At 37.5% G+C, this 19,106-nt stretch carries 10 protein-coding genes; 4 read left to right on the top strand and 6 right to left on the bottom strand.

What is annotated here, in order from left to right; translation table 11 throughout:
• Positions 1–9 precede the first annotated feature (9 nt).
• The gene (mutY, locus tag ND812_RS08915) at positions 10–1,071 is read right to left on the bottom strand and encodes an A/G-specific adenine glycosylase (protein ID WP_265375174.1); all 1,062 of its coding nucleotides are present in this window, start codon (positions 1,069–1,071) and stop codon (positions 10–12) included.
• Complete coding sequence (locus ND812_RS08910) at positions 1,068–1,352, bottom strand: hypothetical protein (protein ID WP_265359380.1); 285 nt, start codon at positions 1,350–1,352, stop codon at positions 1,068–1,070. Before ND812_RS08910 ends, mutY begins: the two co-directional genes overlap by 4 nt.
• A 141-nt stretch (positions 1,353–1,493) precedes the next feature.
• Here ND812_RS08910 and ispG point away from each other — a divergent pair, with 141 nt between their 5' ends.
• The 4 genes from ispG to ND812_RS08890 all read left to right on the top strand — a co-directional run bounded on the left by ispG (position 1,494) and on the right by ND812_RS08890 (position 7,043).
• On the top strand, positions 1,494–3,515 hold the full coding sequence (gene ispG / locus ND812_RS08905) for a (E)-4-hydroxy-3-methylbut-2-enyl-diphosphate synthase (RefSeq protein WP_265375173.1): 2,022 nt from the start codon (positions 1,494–1,496) through the stop codon (positions 3,513–3,515).
• A gap of 43 nt (positions 3,516–3,558) precedes the next feature.
• Complete coding sequence (locus ND812_RS08900; protein ID WP_265375172.1) at positions 3,559–5,247, top strand: DUF2339 domain-containing protein; 1,689 nt, start codon at positions 3,559–3,561, stop codon at positions 5,245–5,247.
• Positions 5,244–6,479: a hypothetical protein gene (locus ND812_RS08895; protein WP_265375171.1), complete on the top strand. Its 1,236-nt coding sequence runs from the start codon at positions 5,244–5,246 to the stop codon at positions 6,477–6,479. The genes ND812_RS08900 and ND812_RS08895 overlap by 4 nt, the downstream gene beginning before the upstream one ends.
• 105 nt (positions 6,480–6,584) lie before the next feature.
• Positions 6,585–7,043 (top strand): DUF1499 domain-containing protein, encoded by a 459-nt coding sequence (locus ND812_RS08890; RefSeq protein WP_265375170.1) that lies wholly within the window; start codon positions 6,585–6,587, stop codon positions 7,041–7,043.
• Between the two features lie 84 nt (positions 7,044–7,127).
• Here ND812_RS08890 and carB read toward each other — a convergent pair whose 3' ends face one another.
• The 4 genes from carB to ND812_RS08870 all read right to left on the bottom strand — a co-directional run bounded on the left by carB (position 7,128) and on the right by ND812_RS08870 (position 19,098).
• A complete protein-coding gene (gene carB, locus ND812_RS08885) occupies positions 7,128–10,439 on the bottom strand; it encodes a carbamoyl-phosphate synthase large subunit (protein WP_265375169.1) in 3,312 nt (1,103 codons plus the stop codon).
• A 21-nt stretch (positions 10,440–10,460) separates the two neighbouring features.
• Entirely contained in the window at positions 10,461–12,728 is a 2,268-nt protein-coding gene (locus tag ND812_RS08880) for a sulfatase-like hydrolase/transferase (protein WP_322113660.1), read from the bottom strand.
• Between the two features lie 41 nt (positions 12,729–12,769).
• A complete protein-coding gene (locus ND812_RS08875) occupies positions 12,770–18,373 on the bottom strand; it encodes an alpha-2-macroglobulin family protein (protein WP_322113659.1) in 5,604 nt (1,867 codons plus the stop codon).
• A gap of 248 nt (positions 18,374–18,621) precedes the next feature.
• On the bottom strand, positions 18,622–19,098 hold the full coding sequence (locus ND812_RS08870) for an LA_3150 family lipoprotein (RefSeq protein ID WP_265375166.1): 477 nt from the start codon (positions 19,096–19,098) through the stop codon (positions 18,622–18,624).
• Between the last annotated feature and the right edge of the window lie 8 nt (positions 19,099–19,106).

The following is a 19,106-nucleotide window of genomic DNA, read 5'->3' as shown; positions in this document are numbered from 1 at the left end:
TATTTTAGATTAGTAAAGCAAAATCTTTCTTACTTTCTTTGCCAGTGAGGAAGGGAACTCGGTTTCAAGTGAATCCAGTTTAACCCATTTAAAATCGATATCTAATGTTTTTAAAAAAGATTCCAATTCCTTTGTCTGATTTAATTTCAAATGGGGAACAGAATATTCTAATTTATGATGTGTGATAGTATGTTTAATGGTTCCTAAGTTTTGGCTTTGCCCTTTCAGAGATCCTAAAAAGTAAAAAAAATCGGAAGGTTTGTATTCATTGTTAGGTAGTTCACCTAAAAAGCCATAGGGAAGATGGAACATACCTTTCAAAAATCGATTTTTTGGTTCCTTGATGAGGAGGTAAACATCATCCTTTTGGACAATCCATATTTCACCTTGCAAAACAATTTGCTTTTGGTATTTCTCCCGAATGGGAATTTCTTTTGTTTTCCCATGGATTCTAGCAAAACATCCTTCCATGAGTGGGCAGACCAAACATTTAGGAGATTCGGGTAAGCAGATGGTTGCCCCAAGTTCCATCATGGCTTGGTTATGGTCGCCTGGAAATTCTAAGTTTAAAAATTCATTTGCCTTCTCTTGGAGCTCTAAATCTGCCTTTGGACCGAGAATATTTTTCGTATAACCAACGTAACGCGAAAGTACACGTTTTACATTTCCATCAAGTACTGCATACGGTAAATCATAGGCAATGGATAAAACAGCTCGTGCTGTATAATTTCCAATTCCAGGTAATTTTAAAACTAACTCTAAGTCTTTTGGAAAGGAACCATTGTATAAATTGACAAGTTGGATGGCTGCTTTTCGGATGTTCCGAGCACGGCTATAATACCCAAGCCCCTTCCAATGGGCGAGGACTTCTTCTTCACTTGCCTTAGCTAACTCTTCAGGGTTTGGAAAACGATTGAGGAAATTTTCAAACAAAGGTAACATCGCAGCAACTCGAGTTTGCTGCAACATCACCTCAGAGATCCAAATGGGATAAGCTTGTTTCTTTTTACGAAATGGTAGATCACGTTTGTGTAATAAATACCAATCGTGAAGTTTTTTCTGTGGGCTCAAATGTCCGAATCTTGGATGCTATAACGAAGAAAGGTATTACAACTTCCTTCTTCTGTATACCGAACCAAGTCATAGTCCAAACGTGTGGATCGGAAGAATTTGGAGTGAGCCAATCGTTCTCGGATTTCCTGTCGGATGTGGTCACGAGCTTCTTGCCTTTTATCATAATAGGCAGGTGATAATATTTCACTTTTGTAAGACAAATTTCCCTCACGGTAAATCGCTACAGTGACCTGCACTCGGTATTTGCGTTGTAATCCTTGTTTTACTTCCGTATTCATTGGTTCCAAAAAGCCCAGGTTTTCTTCCTAATTTGATTTTCGGTTTGGAAGGGAGTGAAATTGAAAGCCACAGATTTTTTTCATACTGCTTGCCCAAATTTTCGAATTTAATTTCCTAGATAATGAGAACATAAGATTCAAATGAGCACCAAATATAACGAATCGCCATTTTTTTACAGAAGAAGACCTACAAGAGAAGTGAAAGTGGGAGATGTTGGAATTGGAGGAAAAAACCCAATCCGCGTCCAATCCATGATCACATCTAACACAAGAGATACGGAAGCAAGTATCCAACAAATCTCAGATTTAGAGAAGGCAGGATCGGAAATTGTTCGCCTAACAGTTCCTAGTCAAGCGGATGCTGACAACTTACCAAATATCCGAAAACGAATGAAAGAACTTGGTCTAAAAGTCCCTCTTGTTGCAGACATCCACTTCACTCCCCAAGTTGCTCTCAAATGTGTGGAATGGGTTGAAAAGGTGCGTATTAACCCAGGAAACTTTGCTGACAAAAAAAAATTTGAGATCATCGAATACACTGACAAAGATTATAATGAAGAATTAGAACGGATTGAAGAAGTATTCACACCCCTTGTCTTAAGAGCCAAAGAACTTGGTGTTGCGATGAGAATTGGAACAAACCATGGAAGTTTGTCGGACCGTATCATGAATCGATTTGGGGACACACCTCTTGGAATGGTAGAATCCGCATTGGAATTCATCCGGATCGCTGAAAAAAATTCTTATCGTGACATTGTTGTTTCTATGAAAGCATCCAACCCTCAGGTGATGATACAAGCCTATCGTATGTTAGTTGCCAGGTTTTATGACTTAGGAATGGATTATCCACTCCACTTAGGTGTGACCGAAGCCGGGGATGGTAAAGACGGAAGGATTAAATCAGCTATTGGAATTGGAAGTTTACTCGAAGACGGTTTAGGTGATACGATCCGAGTCTCCTTAACAGAAGATGCAATTCATGAAATCCCTGTAGCGAAGGAACTGGTTAAAAAATACAACGATCTATATTTCGCTTCCTTAACAGCCAAAGAAAATCCAATGATACGTGAAAGTATTTATACGGAATTTCGAGATCCATACCAATACGCTCGTTTTTATTCCAAAGAAATTGCCGTTGGGGAAACAAAAATTGGAGATACAAATCCAGTTCGAATTGAATCCTGTTTTCCTTTTTTTGGAGAGGGCACAGCGGAAGAAGTCCTCCATCTCATCCAAAGGGGAAACAAATCAGGTCGAGTTCCAGAACTCATTCATTTTAACATTGATTCTGAATTAGATTTACTAACGCTTGGAACGATGGTGAGGAGAGGATCCTTTCCTTTGCCTGTTTCCTTCGCACTCTCTGAAGATCTCATGTACCAGTATGAAACTTTTGCTGAGGATTTGTATAAATTTCAAAAGTGGGTTATTTCCCCTTCTCTCTTTTTAAAGGAATCGGAAGAATCCTGGGATGATCTTTTACAATTTGTGCATAGATATGCAAAAGACAAACGATCTGTGGAATGGACCTTTTCATCATCTAACATAGAACATGTGTCTACAGTCTTAAAAGAATGCAAAAAAAGAAAAATTGAGAATATCCTTTTTTCAACTTCAGATGGTGACTTACTTACGATCAGAAAACTTGCATTTTTATTAAGAGAATCCGATTACCCAATCGTCTTAAATGTTTCAGGTAAAACCAAAGACCAACTGATGTATGATGCTTCTATCCAAGCAGGAGGAAGTTTATTAGATGGAATTGGAGATGTTTTAAGACTTTCCTTTGGTGACGGAGAAGCAGAAGAATGTTTGCATTTAAATTTTGATATATTGCAAGCAACTCGACTTAGACTCACAAAAACAGAATACATTTCCTGCCCGTCGTGCGGAAGGACCATGTTTGACTTACAAACAACAACAGCGAAAATCAAAGAAAAAACTGGGCATCTAAAAGGTGTAAAAATTGCTGTGATGGGATGTATTGTCAATGGACCAGGTGAGATGGCAGATGCTGATTTTGGTTATGTCGGTGCAGGAATTGGTAAAGTCCACCTCTACAAAGGGAAGGAAATTGTAAAAAAAGGAGTCTCTGAAACGGAAGCTCCCGACCTACTCATCGAACTCATTCGCGAAAATGGGATGTGGAACGATCCAGAATAAAAAATAGTTTCCTTTTGTTTCTTCCATCTGTAACTTCACCCAGGTGGAAGAAAAAGAAAAAAAAGAAATTTTATCCAAAATCCAATCGATGGAAAAGGAACTATTTTTCTTAAAAGAAAAAGTCCTTTCTCTCTCAGAATCAAAAGTTATCTCCAAATCGGAAACTTCCGACATTCCAAAACAAACACTTGTTATAGAAGATACAAAACCAGTCTCGATTGACGAAGGACCCAATTGGTTCATCCAATGGATTGGACAAAATTTATTTGTAAAACTCGGTGTATTTTCACTCATCCTTGCATCGATTTGGTTTTTTTATCTAGCAATCGAAGAATATTGGATCAACGAATCGGTTCGTATTTGGATTGGTATCCTCTCTTCTCTTCCGATCCTTTGGTATGGATACAAAACAAAAGAATCAAGGCCTTACCTTTCACCTAGTTTACTTGGCCTCGGAATTGCTGTTTTATTTTCTGCCTATTATTCAGGATATGTTTGGTATGATTTATACGGAACAGAAACGTGTTTTGTTGGACTGATCCTTTTAAGCCTAACAGCTGTTGGAATTTCGTACGCTGAAAAAAGTGAAGTTCTATTTGGATTTGCGAGTTTGGGTGTTTTTTTATCGCCCATTTTAGTCTCCACGGGACAAAACTCCTATCCATTTTTATTCACCTATTTACTCATATGGAACCTACTTTTCTTTTTCATCAGAAAGGAAATGCCTTGGAAGGTGATCCCATTACTCATTCTAATCGCAAATCACTTAATCTTTGCCACTTGGGCAGAATCAAAATTAGAAGAGGCTAAAATCTTTTTCCCATTCATCTTCCAATTGGGTGTTTACCTTCTATTTTTACTTCGCGAATTCGAAGTTTTAAAAAGAACTATAAAAGAGAACCCAAACCTAACTTTGGTTACCATCGGACTCACCTTGGGACTTGGATTTTTGCAATCCTTTTGGATGTTTGGAATCTTTTATCCTGCACTAAAACCATTTCTACTAACACTCGTTCTTATCTTATTTTATGGAATCTACCAAAGGTCTCTCCGTGATATAGAACTTACGAGTGATACAAAAAAAGTGTATGATATCATTAGCCTTTTTGGATTACCCCTCATTATCAGTGTGATTGTGATGGGAATGACAGGTAAAGCTTTAGCATTTAGCCTAATTAGTTTTGCGTTTGTTGTGACAATTGCGGCAACATATTCCAAACAATTGTATATGTATTTAGCAACATTCCCTGTTTGGTTTTTTGCTCTGTTTTATATTTTCGCGTTTACCTATCGTTCTTACAATGAAGTTCCATTTGTAAATGGTAGGTTTCTCATTTTTACAACAGGTAGTTTGTATTTGGTATTATCGTATTGGTATAGCAGACAGTTTTCAAATTTTTCAAAACTATTCTTATACGCCGCCTATCCTTATTTCTTACTAGGAAATTTTGTGGAAATCCATTTGGGTTTTCCTGAAGAAAAACGTATGTTTTTATACACCATTTGTTTGATCTTCTATGGATTTGGTACTTTGGTCATAGGATTCCAAAAACACATCCACTCAATAAAAGTGGCCGGATTTGTATCATTGGCACTGGTCGTAGCCAAATTTTATTTATATGATTTTTGGAACTTATCCTTGGGATACAGAATCTTAGCAGGTCTGTTTTTAGGAATCTCTCTTATTGTTACGGGAACATTTTACAATCGAATCAAAAAGGAAACTACATGAAAACTTTATACCCAATTTCATTACTTATATCTTTACTTATGACAACTTCCGTTTTCGCAAGGCCCCTACCTGTCGAAAATTTTAAATACAAAAAAGACATCACACTCCCTTCCAAACTTTCTGAAAGTCGGATTGTAAAAGTGTTACTCGATGAAGAGTTTTATAAACATTCATTTTATGGAGACCTTCGTTTGACTCTAAATGGAGAGATTGTTCCTTACAAAATCCAAAATGCAGAAGAAATTAGCAAATACACTGAAAAACTAAAACCAGAGTTACTTTTCACCAAAAAAGATGAAATGGAAATTTATGTGTTAGAACTACCGAAACTTCCAGAAGGAATGTCCTATTCAAAATTAACAGTAACGAGCTCTTATGACTATGAAACATCAATTACTCTAAAGTTAGGTGATAATCCAGACAGTTTTGCAGAAACAAAAAATGTATTTTTGTACAAATATGGGTCACAATCATCTGGAGAAATTGATTTAGGAAATACCAAATACAGATATGTTCGATTGGAAGTGGAAAATGGATCAAATTTAAAATTTCCTTCTGTCACCAGGTCCAAAGAAAATAAACATTTATACTTTGAAAAAACCCATCAGATTCCCAATCCATTACTCGAAGAAAATGCAGTGCTTTTTACGTTTCCAAATGAAATCCAAACTAGTTTCCAAAACATAAAACTTTCCTTTGAAGAAAAGAACTGGGAACGTATGATTACAGTTCGAGGGAAAATCAATAAAAAAGAATGGGACACAGTATTCCAAGGAACCATCAATCATGATGAAAAAGATGGAAATTATGCAGAGATCCCAATCTCTTCACCATTGAGTTCCGAATTTACTATTCAAATTGAAGATGGCGAGAATCAAACCTTACACTTAAAAGAAGTAATCACCGTACAACCATTAGAGGAAATTTTATTTTTTATAGATAACGTTACAAAAGATACAATTTACAGTTTGTATTATGGAAATCCGTACCAGTGGCCTGCCAATTTTGACCCCTACACTTACCCATCCTCTGATGAATTGAGGGAAAAAACTCCAATTGAAGGCAAACTAACCAAGGAAGTTGAGAATGCAGAATTTGGATACAACTTGATTTACCCACCCATTTCAGGTTATATCACAACTGGACTTTTTTATATCGGAATTGGAACACTTCTTGTGTTTATCTTCTCAATCTTAAGGTCCAAACGACTGGTTGCCAAAGAAACAGTCTAACTTAAGGTATGAAGGCAAATCATTTGAAATCATTCTAACGACAAAGGATTTGCCAACTTACCAAAAAATCAGGTGAAATCAACAAACAGGTTTAAAGGAGAAAAGATGAAACAATTAAAAGTAACAACAACAACAATGATAGGAATGATTTCCTTACTCATCGTCATGAATTGTACGGGAACTAGGCCAGACAATTTGGGAATTCGATCTGGAAAATTATTAGAATGCCCAAAAACTCCAAACTGCATCAGTAGTTTTTCAGATCCATCTGACAAAGAACACTTTCGAAGTTCAGTGCCCTATCAAAAACCAACAGTAGAGGCAATTTCCATTTTAAAAGAAAGAATTCTAAACCATCCGAGAACCAAAATCATCAAAGAAGAAAACAATTATTTGTATATTGAATTCACAACGCTTATCATGCGTTATGTGGATGATGTAGAGTTCTATTTTGATGAAAAAACAAAACAATTACACTTTCGATCAGCTTCTAGACTAGGAAAGTCAGATTTAGGATTGAACCGAAAACGAATTGAAACCCTCTTAAAAGAAATTCAAATTTAGTGATTTAGATGTAGGCTTACATTTCAAAAGACTAAATAGATACGATTCCAAACTGTTAGAGTCTAGAATCGTATCGGTTTTCTTTTATTTCTTTTTGTGAATTTCCTGTAACGAGTTTACTGAATACCCCTTATCCTTCATTTCCACAAGTCCATGGATCAGAGCTTTTGCAGCCTGTGATGTAGTGAGACAAGGTACTTTGTATTTAATTGCCGCTTGGCGAATCGTAAATGCATTTTCTCTTGTAACTCTGGACAAAGGAGTGTTGATGATCAAATGGATTTTTTTCTCTTTGATGTAATCAATTACATTTGGAAAATAACCATCATAGATTTTATTGATTTTACTCGATAAAATTCCATTATCAGATAAAAACTTATGAGTTCCCTCTGTTGCAATGATGTTATAACCTAAATTGGACAAGGACCTAACGGGTTCTAATAATTCTTTTTTGGTTTTATCATTGATGGTAACAAAAACCGTTCCGTGTTTTGGTGGTTCTTCACCTGCCATTATCTGCGCTTTCACAAAGGCTTCCCCTTTGGTTGCAGCAATTCCCATCACTTCACCTGTTGATCTCATTTCTGGACCAAGGATGGTATCTACACCCGGAAATTTACTAAATGGTAAAACTGCTTCTTTTACAGTGATCATTGGCGCAGAAAACCGTTTCCCTAATTTGAAAGAAGCCAATGTTTCACCTAACATAAGTCTTACAGCAATTTTTACAACAGGGATCCCTATTGACTTTGCAACAAATGGAACAGTTCTTGATGCTCTTGGATTTACTTCTAAGACATACAGAGTTTCATCTTTAATCGCATATTGCACATTGATGAGACCTTTAACATTTAATTCTAGAGCAAGTCGATACGTAGCTTCTTCAATCTCTTGGAGCATACGTTGGGAGATACTTTGAGGGGGTAAAACACATGCAGAATCACCAGAGTGGATCCCAGCTTCCTCTATATGTTCCATAATTCCCGCTATAAATACATCTTTTCCATCACATAGAGCATCTACGTCTACTTCCGTCGCATCTTGTAAAAAGGAATCTACAAGTAGTGGTCTATCTTCAGAAACCTCTTCGGCTTCTTCCATGTATTTGTCTAATTCTGTTTCTTCATTGACAATCAACATAGCTCGACCACCTAACACATAAGAAGGTCTAACAAGCACTGGATAACCGATTTTTCTTGCAATTTCCCTTGCTTTGTCTTTTGAAGAAGCGATACCATTTTCTGGTGATTTTAAACTTAATTTATCTAATACTTCAGCAAATCGTTTTCTATCTTCTGCTCTGTCGATGGAATCAGGGCTAGTTCCAAGAATCGGAACCCCTCTTTTTTCCAAAGATTTAGCAAGTTTGAGTGGAGTTTGACCACCTAACTGTACGATCACACCATCAGGTCTTTCCTTTTTGAAAATTGCCATCACGTCTTCTAAACTGAGTGGTTCAAAATACAACCGGTCCGATGTATCGTAATCTGTGGATACTGTTTCTGGATTGGAGTTTACCATGATGGATTCAACACCCGCTTCCTGTAAGGAAAACGATGCATGGCAACAACAATAATCAAATTCAATCCCTTGCCCGATTCTGTTAGGTCCGCCACCGAGGATCATAACCTTTTTCTTAGAAGTTACATCCGATTCATCTTCTTCATCATACGAAGAATACATGTAAGGAGTAAATGCTTCAAACTCACCTGCACAAGTATCGATACGTTTGTATACAGGTTGGATGTTTTTTTCTTCTAAGTAAGATTCAATTTTTTCTTCTTCTTCTCGTAGGGTTTTATCAACCTTTGCTTTGGTGATATCAATGGCTGCCCCACTTCTAACTTGGGATAAAATTTGTTCTTCTTTTGAAAGAAATGCAAGTTGTCTATTGGAGAAACCAGCTTGTTTCATTTCTTCAATGATGACATTCCCTTCTTTTCGATATTTATTTTCTAATTGGAAAAGTTCTTCAAATTGGTATAAAAACCATGGATCTATTTTACAAATCTCATGGATTTCTTCGACACTCATTCCAAAATCAAATGCCATCTTTACATAAAAAATTCGTTTGTCAGTTGGACGTTTGACTTTCGCCGTAAGCCATGTTTTTCTTTCTTCTTTTGGAACAGCTTCCCATTCCATCAGTTCTTTTAAATAGCCATCACTTCCAAAACCAAATCGGTCTGTTTCAAGTGAACGTAATGCTTTTTGAAAACTTTCTTTAAAGTTTCTACCGATAGCCATTGCTTCCCCAACCGCCTTCATTTGGACACCTAATGTGTTGTCAGAACCTGGGAATTTTTCAAAAGCAAATCGAGGGATTTTGGTAACTACGTAATCGATAGATGGTTCAAAACTAGCAGGCGTTACTCTTGTAATATCATTTCGTATTTCATCCAAAGTATATCCGATGGACAACAATGCTGCAATTTTTGCGATAGGAAATCCAGTTGCTTTTGAAGCAAGTGCTGAAGATCTGGAAACCCTTGGATTCATTTCGATGACAATTACGTCCCCATTTTCTGGGTTCACAGCAAATTGAATATTCGATCCACCAGTTTCTACACCAATTTCCCTGATGATATCAATCGACATATCACGTAATCTTTGGTATTCTTTGTCACTTAACGTTTGTTGTGGAGCAACAGTAATAGAGTCTCCTGTATGAACACCCATTGGATCCAAGTTTTCAATGGAACAAATGATAACCACGTTATCATTTAAATCTCGCATTACTTCTAACTCAAATTCCTTCCAACCCATCACGGATTCTTCTACAAGGATCTGTGAAATGGGAGATGCAGATAAACCTTTTTGAGCTATATCATCAAATTCAGATTCATCATAACAAGTTCCACCACCAGTACCACCCAACGTGAACGCAGGGCGGATGATGATGGGAAATCCGATTTCGTCTTTGGCTTTTCTCGCTGCATCCATGTCGGACACCATAAAAGACTTCGCAACTCGGATCCCAAGTTTTTCCATCGCTAGTTTAAAGAGTTCTCTATCTTCTGCTTTTCGAATTGCTTCTACTTTTGCTCCGATGAGTTCTACATTGTATTTTTCTAATACACCTTCTCTGTGTAAGGCGAGAGCTAAATTGAGAGCCGTTTGCCCACCAACTGTTGGCAATATGGCATCTGGTTTTTCTTTTTTAATGATTTTTTCGAGAACGGGAACGGTGAGAGGTTCAATGTAAGTGGCATCTGCAAGATCAGGATCAGTCATGATAGTAGCGGGATTTGAATTCACCAAGATGACTCGTATCCCTTTTTCCCGAAGTGCTTTTGTTGCCTGCGTTCCTGAGTAGTCAAACTCACATGCCTGCCCGATGACGATTGGTCCGGATCCGATGATCAAAATTGATTTTAAGTCGTTACGTTGCGGCATAGTTTCCTCTTTTTTTTCTTATTAATTTTCATTGATGTCAGATAAAGAACTGGGAATTAAATATTCTCCTGCCAGTGAAGCATTCTCCCACTTCACTACAGTTTTATATAAGGCTTCTTTCATTTTGGAAGCCATAGGATGATTGGGGTATAAATTATTTCTGTTCAAAGGATCTTTCTTTCGATCATAGAACTCAAATCTTACACCTTCCCTCGTGGGAATATAGATCAATTTGTAATTTGAATTTTGAATGCTTCTGTGTTTTGAAAATGCTATCGTTTCACGATAAATGGGATCTGTGATCATGATTTGGTAGTCTTCTTCCGGAACAACTTGGTGCAGTGAAAGTATATTCGGATATGGGATTCTTTGTTTTTGGAAAAAATGGTTACCAACATCAGAAAACCAAATCCCAGTTTCAGAATAAACAAATCGATCTTCATCCCAGTCCCTTTGTCCAAGAATTGTTAATAAAGATTTGCCTGGGTATTCCAATTGGGAAGGGATTTCAAAATAATCCAAAAGAGTGGGAACTAAATCAATGCTGGAAGTTATGCCATCGAAATTTTTTTCTATCGAGGGAATGGATTCGAACTTGGATGATTTCGGAAATTTGATCATCAATGGAACATGGGTGACAGATTCACCACGAAGGTGTTCTCCATGCCCTTGCCCATGGATGTCTTCGTACAGTGCTTCTCCGTGATCGGCAGTTAAAATGATGATCGCATCATCATAAATCCCTTTTGATTTTAAATAACCAACCATTTCACCAAATTCTTGGTCAAAGGCATAAACTGCGCTATCAAATAAGCTTCGGATTTGAGAGATTTCTTCCTGATTAGGAAGACTGGAATCCGTCGGATCTACAAATTTAAGATACTTATATTTCCCATAATAATGAGGATTCGTAAAACGTTTGTAATGTGGAAAGGCAGGTGTGTAAGGAAAATGGATTACACTCGAAAAATAGGTAATGGAATAAGGAGAGTTTCCTCTTTCACTCACCAAAGAATCAAACCGTTTGAGTAAACGATCCCCATCTCCCCAAGTGGAAAGTCCATCAAGTTCTTCTAAGTATTTTTCTCCCGAAAACCAAGAACCGACAAGGAATGGCATAATTAGAATTTGTGTTTCCGCTGTCCTTTGGACCGTCATGATCCTTGCATTAAAATTAGGAGCATATACTTCATCAAAACCAAAGTTGGCTCTTGGAAATATGTCTGCTGCAAAACTACCAATGGCAAAATGATCGTATCCATTTTTTTTTAGGATTTGTTGGATTGTTGGAAAGGAAGGAGACCCAATCCTTTGTTTTTCTTCCGGTGATGGAAACATGTCTCGAATTTTATGTTCCATCGAGTATTTACCAGTTAGAGTGTCTGCCCAACTTGGGAACGTTCGTGGAATCGTTGTATGGTGGTCATGAAATACAAAACTATCTTTTGTAAATAAATCGATATTGGGTGTGATGGATTGGCCATTGATTTTTTCGCCAATTTTATCGTAACGTAATGAATCTGCTGATAAGATAAAGATAGGAGGTTTTCCTTTTTCCTCTGAGTAACGTAAGGAAGATATTCCCATCCAAAAACTTGGCAAACCATACAAAAACAAAAGGAAAATCAAGAGAAGACCATATGTTTTGGTATGTACATTCTCATAGTGTTTCCCTTGCAAGTTCACAAAAACAAAATAAAGTAATCCAACTAAGTACAATCCATGGGAATGGAGAAAGCCTAACACCAAAACATGTAAGATGGCAAAAAAACTTTCTTTGTTTTTATGAAGGTAAACATGACGGCCTAAAATTACAAATAGAAGTAAAACCAATATCCCCAAAACAAAATTGAAAAACATTGGTGAGATGGTATCAGTTAAAAAATAAAGGAATGGTGCAAAACTAGGATACCGAAAGAAGAAAAATTCCCCGTAAATTTGAGGGAACATGATCATTGATTGAAAAAGAGCCAAACATTCAATGAATAAAACACTTCCAACCAAGAAATACCATTTAACAACTGAACGATTCCATAAAGAGAAACCTAAGTTCACTAGTGAGAATAAACTTGTTTGGATAAAAACTGAAACAGCAAAAACTTTTGCCGTAGTGGTCAAATAAACACCAAAAAAAGCACCTAAGTATTGTTTAAGGAAGTCGCCAACGTCGACGCCCATAATTGTAAAGCTGGTATTAAAGAGGAGAAAGAATAGATAAAAAAAAACTGAATAATAGAGGGAAATTTTAAAAATTCGGATGGGGAAAAAAGGGGCTTGGTTCGGACCCATTAGAGTCATCATTCCAAACCCACTTTATCCGTAAACTTTTCCTAGTCCTTATTTTCCGAAATCCTCACGATTTCGTTAGGCCATTCAGCATGTGTTTCCGGCGAATACATGGCTTCCACACGTGTTGGAGGTAGGACAAAATTCCCCACGTGATTTAGGCGGTAACTGTGTTCAATCACATGTTTTCCCTTGGGCAGGTATTCAAAATAAGCACGGTAGAGGGACAAGGTTTTTTCCTCAAAACTTAAGTAATAAGAAGTATCTCCCGGTTTGTCTTGGTTTATCTGTGATTCTCGCCCAAATCCACGCCCAAGAGGAAGGGATCCAGGTGGAATTGGATCTTCCACAACCACCCAAGTTTTATCGGAGTCTGCCTCAATTTCCAGTCTGACTTTGATGGTATCTCCTTTGGATAAAACTCCTGGTTTTGCCACTTGCACAGGTTCAAAAGTACGTTTCAGGCGGTAACCACTGGAGATCGGAGTTTGTAAAGGAAGGACACTTTGCACAGACCATTCCAACCAAGGTTTTCCTTTTCCATCATAACTCACAGTGAAGGTTTCAGGGTTCATACCAAGAGTTTGGGTAACAGTTTGTTTGCCATTGGGTTCCAAATTTAATGTTTCTTTTTCGGTTTGGATTTTGACTTTCCCACCACTTACCTTTTCTCCTTCCAGAAGTTTACTCACACGATCAAAAACTAAAACCGAATAAGCATTTCCAAGTGTACTATCATACCTTCCTTGTTTTTGCATTTTGACAAATGCTTTGACAATCCGTGGCATATCTTTTTTGTAAGCGGGTTCGGAGAAGGACCATAACAAAAATTTTGCCATCGTATAATCCCTACTTCCAAGAATCCACCATGGATTGGTAAAACCAGAGTCAGCAATGATTAACTCAGAACCTTGCAAATTTAATTTTGATCGCAAAACACTGTACAAACGATTCTTTACTTTTGGATCCGCTCCATTCACACGATTGTAAATATCAGATAAATCAATGAGTGAAGCAGTCGGTAAAAATTCCAGGTTATCAAAAATGGGACGCACTTGTTCCCACTCGTAAGTTTGGTATCGTGTTAATGCTTCCCAAACGATGATTTTTCGAACAACAAGGTCGGCACCAAATCGATACCTTTCTCCATAAACCCTTCCGTCCAAAAATCCTTGTAAACCATTCATAATTTTTGCTAAAACATCATCAGGTATGGTTTTGTTTGTTAGTTTAGCGGATGTTAAAACATATGCAGAAAGTAATTCACTTCCATAATCCATCCGTGCAAAATACTTCACAAGTCCATCTGAATCTAAAAAAGAATTTAAATCTGCTAAAACATCATTCCATAAAACGTCCGAACGTAAACCTATCGCTTTTGAAACTTTTTGTTCCATACAAGAATAAGGATACGTTTGGAAATACTTTTGGATTCCCGATGTACTTGTTAAAATTGTAGGGGAAGCTTTCCAAACCATCTTTCCCGTATTTGGTTTAGAACCTGAAGGAGTTTGCGCTGATTCCTTAAATGGTGCCTCATATAACAGAAGCCCTGCTTGGTACACCCTTTCTGTAAAAGCAGGTATTACATTTTGTTCAACCGACAAAGAATCCATCACAGTTCCGTTAGGTGAAGATACTTCTAGTGAAAATTTACGTTTTACGATCTCTTCCGGAACTGTAAGATCCCAAGTGATCACTTTTGATTCCCCAGGAGATAACATTGCCGATTTGGTTTCCAATTCCGTTTTGATTTCCGAGCCGTTTTTTGTGTCTACCACACTCAGACGAAGCCTAAGTTGTTCTTTGGTTTCGCTTGCATTACGCAAAGTCACTTCGTGTTGTAAACTATCCCCCATCCTAACAACGGGAGGGATTCCAGAAAAAGTTTGGATTTTTTGGGATGTTTGGATTTTTGCCATCCCTGTTCCAAATTCTTTTGGACCGGAACTGGCAACCGCAACAATACGGAAACTGGTGAGGGAGTCGTTTAATGGAAAACTAAATTTATACTTTCCATCCTTTCCAACAATAGCTTTTCCTCTCCAATACAGTAGAGTTTCAAAAAGAGAACGAGTGGACTGTTTTCCCCCTCCGCCACCTTCAGGTTTCGCTTTGAGCCCAAAGTGGCGTTTCCCAATAATTTGAGATTGAGCAGTCGATGTTACCACTTGCAGTGGTCTTGTCCCCATCATCGCATCTAATAAATTCCAAGTTGGATTGGGAGAAAGTTCTAATAATGCTTCATCCACAACTGCTAATGTAACCTCAGTTGACTCTGTAGGAATCTTACCATCTGATGATTTAATTTCCAATTCCACTTCTGCTGTTTCTCTAACTTGGAATTCTTTTTTATTGGGAGTGACAGAAACGGACAAACTGTACGGCTTATACCCAACCTTCAACATAGAAAGTCCCAAACGGTAACTTGGTTTGGCTAAGTCAACAAGACCTGTTGGTTTTGGATCACCCATTCGCCCACGCACAAGAAAAACAGAAACGTAAACATTGGGAGCATATTCTTTTTTGATCGGAATGTTGATAAAAGGATCTTTTCCACTCACTGGTGTAACAAAATAATCAATCACACCTTCTCTCTCTAAACTGACAAGAGCAGTTCCTTCGCGGAAGGGAGATCTCACTTGGACTTTGATGGTATCACCAATTTCTACTGATCGTTTTTCAGGTAAGATGTCCATTCGGTTATGATCACTTACATCAAACCAAACTTCTTCCTTAGAACTCACCCATACATTATAAGTAGAGTTTGTTTGATTTCCATTTTTATCTTTTGTTTCCGCCACAAAAACGATGTCACCGGTAGCAGGTGATTTTCCTTCACAAATGAGAATCCCTTTGTAATCAGTTTTTCCTTCACAAAACTCTCCTAACTGATTCACTTCTTCATAGTGTTCATAAGCATAAAATCCACCAACGAGACGTTTTCGATTGGAATAAAATTCTTTTTTGTATGCGTTTACTTTAATTTTCTGCGACGGAACAGGTTTGTCTTTTGCATCCAAAACAACTAACTGTAGTTTTACTTTGTCTTCTGTGAAATACCATCCATCAGGTAAAATTCCTAAATGAACTTCAGAAGGTGAAACTGGAAAACTCCTTGCGATTGTATGGATTTCTCCAGTAGGATCTGCATATTCCATTTCCACTTGAAAGTTACCATACCCTGGAATGGATTTTAGATTTTCAAATTTGTATTCTAAAAATCCTTTTGTATCCATTTTTGCATTTGTGGACAACACCTTTGGTTTTGTTTCTTCCACTTCTTCTTCCTCATACCCACTCACCTTCCACTTTCCTTCTTTGATGGTTTCTGGCGAAAAGGTAAATTCAGAATATTCTTCTTTTGGACTATAATAACCAGGTACCACTTGTGATCGGATTTTCACAGGCACAAGAGAGGCACCACCTCCCGAGAGGTATTCCAATCCAAAAAGAACTTTTGTTTCTTTAGGAGATACAAGGTTTTGTGATTCGGAAGATAGTTGGATATTCCCCTTTAGGACGGGTAGACGAAATTCCTCCACTCGAAATTGTGTGATGGTTCGTCCATAACTTGTGTCCTCTTGGTTGTAAGGATAGGTTACTAAATAAACACCGTGTTTTGCATTTTTAGGAATTTTAAACTCGGACTCAGCATGACCTGGGAATGACCAAACTAGAGGTGTTGTATAACTTTCTCCTGAACCTTCATGTTTAATGACAACGGTATTTGGATAGTCTTTTGGTTCTGCAGGGATTAAACCTTTATTCCCAAAACTACGCCTAACGTGTTTCAGGTGAACTGTTTCCCCTTTTTTAAATAATGTACGATCGAGAACAATTGATTCTAAATAATTTGCATATCCCGCACTTGTTTGAGGGAGTTGGTAACGCCAACTTTCAATTCCTTTTTCCCATGTACTGGAAGTAAAACTGATATCGTCATTTTTTTGAGCAAAAACAGTAAGACCGGAACCTAACTCATGATAACCACAATAAGGCACTTCCTGGAAATTGATATTTCCAAAAAGCATTGTACCATCTTTTCCTGTGATCCCAGCACCCCGTATATTCCCATTACAATCTAAAATTTTTATTTGTACACCAGCTTCAGGAAGACCTGTATCCAAACTTGTCACCCAAACTAAACTGGTATCCTTCCCCCATTTGAAATGCGGAGATAAATTGGTAACAAGAGCAGCACTGGATACATACATTTTTTTTCCTTCGCCTTGTGCAAAGAGATGGTTGGCAAGTACTTCACTCGTTAATTCAACAACGTAAAAACCTGGTGAATCAAAAGGAATTCCTACGACTTCCATTGGTTTTTTGCCATTCGGTTTTGGTAATTGGAAAGAATTTACTTTAGCATTGGAAGCTGGTGTTTGGAAAACAGATTGGTTCCTTTCGACTTTGGATAATGTTTGAAACCACTTTTGGATTTCAACGATGTCCATTGTTTTTTGGCTTTTTGCACCCATTCCTAAGGAAGTCGATTTGATGGGGAGACTTGCTTCTAAGTTTCGTAAGGTGACTGGAAGAGCAGGATTTGCTTTTGATTCCAAAATACCAAACTTTGCACTGAATTTTGCAAGTGGCGGGAACTCATCTGTTTTAAATTTTAATGGGAAGGCAGCACTATTCGCCAAACTTCTGTTTGCATCATCAACTATGTCAGGAATTTTAATTTGGAATTCAGTGTTTTCTGGGAAAGGACCGGGAAAAGTCAACCAATCCGAATATTCGTTTCCTTTGTTAGTCACTTTTTGTTTTGGATATTCCTTTCCATCCTTATCCACCAACTTAATTTTTTCAATTAACTCTTGTGATACGGGAGAGTTAAAAGATAAACTTACTGGAAGGATTGGAATACAATTTGCATCGGCAGTTGTCCTTTCACAACTAAAACGTGCTGAAAATACGGGTCTAACAGTAAAGGTAATCACCTCATCTTCAGGGATGGCACCACCCCATACAGACTTAATTCCTTTACCAAGAACAAGTTGGATTTGTTTTTCTGGCAAAAAGGTTTGTTTGGATTTTAAAACAACAATTTCTTCTTTGTCTTTTTTGCCCATCGATTGTAAGAAAGTTTTTCGTTCAGAACCAGAGATGAGAACCACTGGAATTCGATTTCCTAATTCTTCCGAACGAAAATACGCAAATTTTTGAAAACTACCAAGGTCGGGTTTTCCATCTAAGTGTAATAAAAACACTTGGTCTTCTGCAATTGTACTTTCTTGGTAAGGTGTTGCGTACTTAACAGAAGGACCACCTGTGTGGAATCCAAACGATCTTTCTCCTTGTATTTTTTCTCCGCTAAATGACTTTATTCCTTCTTTTAAAACAAAGTAACACTCCACTCCACCTGGTAATTCTTTTTCAAATTCATACACCCAAGTGGTAGAGTCAATGAAGCGACTGGTTCCAGGAAAAGGACAGTTCACTTGGAAAATTTCAGTCTCTGGGCGGACATCTCCAAGGGCCACCATGGGTTTTGTAAAACGTGCCGTTACTTGTTTGGGTTCTTTGATAAAACCATTGGGAGTAAAAAATTCAATGGAAGCAGGTGTTGGTTGGGAAAAATCGGATCTCACCAAAATGAGTGAAAGAAAAACGGACAAAAAAATGCGGAATCGAAAGAACATGGAAAGAAATTAGAAATAGGAACTGGATTGGAAAGAAAAAAAAGAAAATCAGGGATATTGGCCCCTCCCTGCGGGTCTCATAAGGAGAAACATCTATGAACGAATTTTAGACCTAATATCCCGAAAAAAGGTTTTCATTTTTTAGATCCTTTCCATTTTGAAACGTCAAATTCCTCCTATTCTGCTTATGGTTCCTTTGTTAAGTCAGACTATTGACTACAATCATAAAGGAACCACTCGCAATCATTTCAAAACCCTGATGCCTTAATGGAATTGTTTGAACATGGATTATTGTTAGGATCACAGCTATACATTTTAAACGTAAATGTTTGATCGGAGTTTGGTCTTTGTGAGCTCGTACCAAAATTTGTATTATTGGGAGGAGAAAATCCAAGAGAACTACAATTGGATAGAGAAAGATTCCACTTCTCTAAATCCGTGTTCAATAATCCTCCTGACCCACCTTGTGGTGTATTATAGTAGTTAGTCGGACTCACGATGATTCCAACTAAAGTGAAACTATCATAACATTCTCCAGTAAAGGATAGGTTCACAAGATCGGCTCTTTTGATATGGACCAGAGATCCATTATTGTATTTATCGGATAAGGCTCCATTGGTTGCATTATTCAATAACAAGGCCGTCATTCCATCTGTGTTTTGAGCTTTGGACTGTGCACAAAACGTTTGAAATGCGATAAGAAATATGATGTATAATTTTTTCATGTTAATTC

It is taken from the genome of Leptospira limi (assembly GCF_026151395.1).
In the GTDB taxonomy this organism is placed as follows: domain Bacteria; phylum Spirochaetota; class Leptospiria; order Leptospirales; family Leptospiraceae; genus Leptospira_A; species Leptospira_A limi.
This window is presented reverse-complemented; position numbering and strand designations above follow the sequence as displayed.

Bases quoted from the DNA above. Each gene is read 5' to 3' on its own strand.
- ND812_RS08910 (WP_265359380.1), bottom strand. From the start codon at position 1,352: ATGAATACGGAAGTAAAACAAGGATTACAACGCAAATACCGAGTGCAG.
- ispG (WP_265375173.1), top strand. From the start codon at position 1,494: ATGAGCACCAAATATAACGAATCGCCATTTTTTTACAGAAGAAGACCT.
- ND812_RS08895 (WP_265375171.1), top strand. From the start codon at position 5,244: ATGAAAACTTTATACCCAATTTCATTACTTATATCTTTACTTATGACA.
- ND812_RS08890 (WP_265375170.1), top strand. From the start codon at position 6,585: ATGAAACAATTAAAAGTAACAACAACAACAATGATAGGAATGATTTCC.
- carB (WP_265375169.1), bottom strand. From the start codon at position 10,439: ATGCCGCAACGTAACGACTTAAAATCAATTTTGATCATCGGATCCGGA.
- ND812_RS08880 (WP_322113660.1), bottom strand. From the start codon at position 12,728: ATGGGTCCGAACCAAGCCCCTTTTTTCCCCATCCGAATTTTTAAAATT.
- ND812_RS08875 (WP_322113659.1), bottom strand. From the start codon at position 18,373: ATGTTCTTTCGATTCCGCATTTTTTTGTCCGTTTTTCTTTCACTCATT.
- ND812_RS08870 (WP_265375166.1), bottom strand. From the start codon at position 19,098: ATGAAAAAATTATACATCATATTTCTTATCGCATTTCAAACGTTTTGT.